Annotated in this window: 6 protein-coding genes and 1 pseudogene; 3 read left to right on the top strand and 4 right to left on the bottom strand. The window is 60.0% G+C overall.

The annotated features are described in order from the left end of the window. Nucleotides 1-210: pseudogene (locus tag EN742_RS22900) on the top strand (ATP-binding protein); the annotation flags it as partial. Between the two features lie 174 nt (nt 211-384). Here the strand turns inward: EN742_RS22900 and EN742_RS22895 are convergent. Both EN742_RS22895 and EN742_RS22890 read right to left on the bottom strand, forming a co-directional pair. Continuing rightward, entirely contained in the window at nt 385-621 is a 237-nt protein-coding gene (locus EN742_RS22895; RefSeq protein WP_091600251.1) for a hypothetical protein, read from the bottom strand. Nucleotides 622-919: 298 nt separating this feature from the next. Further along, a complete protein-coding gene (locus EN742_RS22890) occupies nt 920-2,839 on the bottom strand; it encodes a potassium transporter Kup (protein WP_091600265.1) in 1,920 nt (639 codons plus the stop codon). Between the two features lie 659 nt (nt 2,840-3,498). Here EN742_RS22890 and EN742_RS22885 point away from each other — a divergent pair. Then, on the top strand, nt 3,499-4,050 hold the full coding sequence (locus EN742_RS22885; protein ID WP_245455649.1) for a hypothetical protein: 552 nt from the start codon (nt 3,499-3,501) through the stop codon (nt 4,048-4,050). 92 nt (nt 4,051-4,142) lie between these two features. Here the strand turns inward: EN742_RS22885 and EN742_RS39530 are convergent, their stop codons facing one another. Beyond that, nucleotides 4,143-4,349 (bottom strand): hypothetical protein, encoded by a 207-nt coding sequence (locus tag EN742_RS39530; protein WP_245455651.1) that lies wholly within the window; start codon nt 4,347-4,349, stop codon nt 4,143-4,145. Nucleotides 4,350-4,714: 365 nt separating this feature from the next. Between EN742_RS39530 and EN742_RS40060 the strand changes: the two genes are divergently transcribed. Then, entirely contained in the window at nt 4,715-4,849 is a 135-nt protein-coding gene (locus tag EN742_RS40060; protein ID WP_281033070.1) for a hypothetical protein, read from the top strand. A 341-nt stretch (nt 4,850-5,190) separates the two neighbouring features. Here the strand turns inward: EN742_RS40060 and EN742_RS22875 are convergent. Then, on the bottom strand, nt 5,191-5,347 hold a 157-nt coding region (locus EN742_RS22875; RefSeq protein WP_148670204.1), incomplete at its 5' end, for an iron chelate uptake ABC transporter family permease subunit.

Genomic DNA, 5,347 nt, shown 5'->3' with positions numbered 1-5,347 from the left:
CTCTATGTGCGCGTGCCGCGCCTGTTCGAGGATTTGGCGCTCGCTCGTCTCGATGGCCGCTTCCCACGCCTCATCGACAAACTCACCCGCGCGCAACTGCTCATCCTCGATGACTTCGGAACTCACAGCCTCACCGACCAACAGCGCTTCCATCTGTTCGAAATCGTCGAGGAACGCTATCGCCGCAAATCCACCCTGATCACCGCCCAGCTCCAGGGCGACGCGGGCCTTCCGTAACGAGACGAGCAGCCGCTCCAGTAGGACTTCATCCAATTCGGATGCTAGGCCCGAAACGCCGGTCGTGCTCAACGATCCGGTCCTGTATCGACACTACGGTTTCATAACGAGCTACAAGGCTCGTGAGGACTTCCTGATGATCGGAGGTCATACGCTGCCCGTTCTGGGCAAGGAGCGGGCATCAAGCTTAAGGCGTTCATAAAGAACGGCCTCATCGAACTCGCCGTCCGAGAACAGTGCCATTACGCTCACGCTCAGGCGCTCCGCCTGCATGCTACTAACGGAGATACCTGCCTCGGCGCAGACACGATCAAAGACCTGCTTCAACAAAGCCAGGTCGCTGGGATAGGCAATGCCACTCATTGAGCTGGTGTTACTGACCATAGCTGTTCCTCCCATTAGGGCGGAAGGGTGGCCGTCGCTCAACGGCGATGCCACATGTAAATCGCCGATGGAAGCAGGCTACTCCGATTCATGCGGAGAGTCTGGGAAAGGGCTGCTAGAGTTCTGCTCACCGAAGTCGCGCCTCCCGAGACAGAACCCAAGCAGCGATCCTTGGTCAATTCCAAGATATCAAGAGTTGGAAACGTACCAAACAGAGGATGGGGATGTTTGGTATTCAGTGAGGCGCTTTCTATGGACACGCTCAAGTGGCTTCTCAGCTGCTGAACTGCGGCATGCACTAAATCGCCACCTGTGTTCCGATCTCGACGACGCGTCCGGTCGGGATCTGGAAATATTCCGTTGCGTCGGCCGCCGTGCGCGCCAGCCCGATGAACAGCTTGTCCTGCCAGACCGGCATGCCGGAATTGGGCGAGGCCTTGAGCGAGCGCCGCGACAGGAAGAAAGAGGTCGTCATGATGTCGAACTTCCAGCCCTGCTTGCGGCAGATCGCCAGCGCGCGCGGGATATTGGGCTGCTCCATATAGCCGAAGGTCAGCGTCACCCGCATGAACAGCTCGTTGATCGTTTCCATCTTGACCCGGTCACTGTCGGGCACGACGGGTTGTTGCGCCGTCACCACCGAGAGGATGACATTCTGTTCGTGCAGCACCTTGTAGTGCTTCAGGCTGTGCATCAACGCGGTCGGCGCGCTGGCGGGATCGCTGGTCAGGAACACGGCCGTACCGGACATCAGCTGCGGTTTCCTCTTCAACAGATTGCCTGCAAGGGAATCGAGCGGAATCTCGTTCCTGCGCGTCTTGTCGAATAGATACCTGGTGCCTCTTATCCAAGTCCACATGGTCATCACGATCACTGCGGCAATGGCAAGCGAGGCCCAGCCGCCTTCGAATACCTTGACGATGTTGGCTGCAAAGAAGCCGGTATCGATGAAGACGAACACCGCCATTAAGGCTATCGCGACGCCGAGCGGCCATTTCCAGATGCGCGTCATGACGACATAAAGCAGTATGTTCGTCACCAGCATGTTGCCTGTCACCGAAATGCCGTAGGCCGAGGCAAGCTTGCTAGATTCGCCAAAGCCGACCACCAGCAGCATCACCACGAGCGCCAGTAGCATGTTGACGCGCGGCATATAGATCTGGCCGGATTGTCTTTCCGACGTATGCAGGATTTCCAGGCGCGGCAGCATGTTGAGCTGCACTGCTTGCCTGGTCAGCGAGAAAGCGCCGGAGATCACCGCCTGGCTGGCGATCACGGTCGCCGCCGTCGCCAGCACCACCATCGGGATAAGCATCCGGCCTTCGTTCATCTCGAAGAAGGGATGACCGACGACACCGCCATTCGCCAGCACGAAGGCGCCTTGCCCGACATAGTTGAGCAACAGGCAAGGAAACACGATGGCCAGCCAGGCAAGCACGATCGGCTTGCGCCCGAAATGGCCGAGGTCGGCATAGAGCGCCTCAGCGCCGGTGACGGCGAGAAAAACCGCACCAACCGTGACGAAGGCGACTTCGGGCGAGTTGATCAGGAATGACACGATATAATGCGGGCTGATTGCCAGCAGGATTTCCGGGTCGTCCATGATGTGGTTGAGGCCGGAAAGGCCGATGGCCAGGAACCACAGCGCGGTAACGGGCCCGAACACCAATCCTACGCCGCCGGTGCCAAACCGCTGTACCGCAAACACGACCGCCAGAATGGCCAGTGTCAGCGGCACCACATAGGGCTGGAAGGTCGGCGTGACGACATTCATACCTTCGACCGCCGACAGCACCGAGATCGCCGGCGTAATGACTGCGTCGCCGAAAAAAAGCGCCGCGCCGACAATGCCGATGCCGAGGATCACCGCCGAGCGCGTCGGGAAACTGTTGCGCGCCAGCGCCATCAGCGACAGCACCCCGCCCTCGCCGCGATTGTCGGCACGGAGCACGAACATGATGTATTTGATGGTGACGGTGATCGTCAGCGACCAGATGATCAGCGAGAGTACGCCGAGGATGTCGCCACGGTTGGCGACGTTGCCACCGGCCGATGCGTGCAACGCCTCTCGGAATGCATAGATCGGGCTGGTGCCGATATCGCCGTAAACCACGCCCAACGCGCCCAGCATCAGCACCTTGGTGCTGTGCTGCTCGACCTCAGAATGGCTCGATTGTTCGACAGGTTCTGCCTCGTTACCAGCATTGGTAAGGGCCATGGACGACACTCCCATAAGCGGGCGGTGCTCTACGCTTGCTGCACTGCAATATCAAGTGCCGTCACGTAATGTCTGCGTCTCGGTATTGCCTATCGCTCGTCGGCTTCGCAGACTCGTCAGCCCCGAAGCGGCTTGGGAATTTTTGCGAGACTACGCTGAAGCTCCGGGAGCAACGATGCCCCGAGCCAGTATCGGATTAGGTCGATGCTCGGGCGCGCGAGCTCAGATGCCGAGAGCTTAAATTAACGCTGTAGCCGTGTAACAGACTGTGTAACAAATGCCGCGAAAAGTTCAATATTTTCAAGGACGTAAGCGTCAAGTCGAAAGACGCTCTCGCCGCCATCTTCAAGTGGTAAGGGCGATCAGATCTCGGGGAAATTGGAGGCAGCAGCGGACCTGCGACTTGCTCAACGCTCCGCTTCTGAGATAAGGTTGGGATGCGATGGCATTGAGCGAATAGAGCGATTTCCGGGAACCGAACCAATCCACAGAAATATTTTGTTGGTATTTTTGTTGGCTATCCCTGCTCTTGTGTGGGCGTCAACTATTTGGAAACAAAGCCAGATTTCCTTCGCTTCGAATCCGCCTCTGGGCACCATTTTTTCCTCACAATGTCCCAACCACTACCGGGCGCCTTGCGCCAGACGCCGATTGGCGGGATGCTGCCGCAGGCGAACCGGGGGGCAAACCGGCACGCCGGATCGATATGGCTGCTGGAATGTCTGATGCCGCGAGCTTGCTTCGCCCTTGTTGCCATCGTTGCCTTGATGACGCCGTTAGAGGCAGGCGAGCGCGCGTCTCATCTGCTTGACCACGCCAGTCTCGCGACAGCCTATGCGCGGGAATCGGACACCGTCACTGCCTACACGACCGCAATGGCGCGCTTCCGCCTGCAACTCGGAACACGTCCCGGCCAAACCGGCCTCGCGGTTCCTCTTGAGCCGCGGCTGTTGCGGACCGAATTCAGCCAACGGACATGGCGCTCGGCGGACGGCAGCCTGCTGCAGGGCTTCGCCGGCAAGGGCGGCTTCCGGCTGACCGCCGGGAACTGCCTTGCCCAGATCTGCCTGGCCAGCGAATGCAGCGACGATGGCTGGCCGGTCTATGCCTGCAGCGACGGGCGCAAGCGCAAGATGTCCGTCACCGACTTCGTGACGGCGGTGTTCGACGGCGTGCCCTACCGGCGATTGAGCGCGCCTCCGGCGAAGTGACGTCGCAACACGTCGATCTTTCTGCCCGACAGGTATACGGCAAAGACCGGCCTACCTCACCGCAAACGCTGCCTGCACGGCGCGGTTGACCGTCACCGGCAGGATCGACATGTGGTTCTCGCCGGCAGCTCGAAGCTGGCGCTGATGCGGGAGATGGCGTCCAGCCGCTCGGCCATCAGGCGGGCGAATTCGTCGGTGCGCGTCACCTGCTTGTGCTCCAGGCGCTTCTGCTCATCCTCGGCGCCGACCTGGAACGGCGCCAGCTTTTCCGTCTCGTATTCGCCGGCCGACAGGATCACTTGCGCCTCCAGCCCCTCGGGTCTGGCTGTTTCGAAGGCCTCCAGAAAAAGGATCGATGGCGCGGTCTTCCCAATGGCGATTGTATATTTGACAGACCCGTTGCCTGAATCCGGGGTGCGCTGTTATGTGAAAAGCCCATGAAACCCAATAAGTATATGATGCGAGCCGTTATGGTCGCTACGGAGCTTGCTCTAGTCTGGTTGGTTGCCCAATCCTTTTGGACGGGCAGGATTCCTCTCAAGGATCACCCCGTAGAGCGAGCTCTTGACCCATTTACTTACTGGGTTGAGTTGGCCGTGATCACTTTCGCCATCATAACCCTGCCGCTCTGGATGCTCTACCGCGAGCGGCAGGAGCCTAGGCCATGAGTTGGTTTGTTTTGGCAGTCGTGATTGTCGGGCTTGTTGTTCCGGCTATTCTGGCTGCGGCCTATTATTGGACCGACCTCGAAACCCGTAAAGGCCGTGGGTGGAATTGGCTGCGAGGCAAGGGCTTTTAGCGCGCCGGCCCTGTCCCGTTCCACCGGATGTATCGGGCTTTACTCCGCCGCAGCCTCATCCGCGCCGCGACCGGGAAGCGCCGACACCTTTTCCAGCAGGCCAAGAGCGCGAGCCAAAGTGTCGGGGGGTACCAGCTTATATGCGTCTGGATTGGGCGCGATGAAATGCCTGCCATTCGGCGCGCGCCAAAGACAACCACTCTTGGTGCACGGGCCAATTTTGGCGCAGCTTCGCTCCAGCAGCGCTGCCTCTTGGAACAAAATCGTGAACAGTGGTGTCGGCGATCGGGGCGGGGGACGCCGTCGGCAGGGCGGACATTTCTATCTCCACTGGGGCAAGATCAGCGGCGGCGAAGCAGCCCCATCAGCACCGGGCCGCTGATCAGCGTGGCGACGAGACCGGCCGGAATCTGGCGCGGCAAGATCGCGGTGCGGCCGATCCAGTCGGCGGCGACCATGATCAGCGCGCCGAGGAGCACGGCGCCCACCGCCTGCGGC

Source organism: Mesorhizobium sp. M4A.F.Ca.ET.020.02.1.1, from assembly GCF_004022645.1.
Classification (GTDB): Bacteria; Pseudomonadota; Alphaproteobacteria; order Rhizobiales; family Rhizobiaceae; genus Mesorhizobium.
This window is presented reverse-complemented; position numbering and strand designations above follow the sequence as displayed.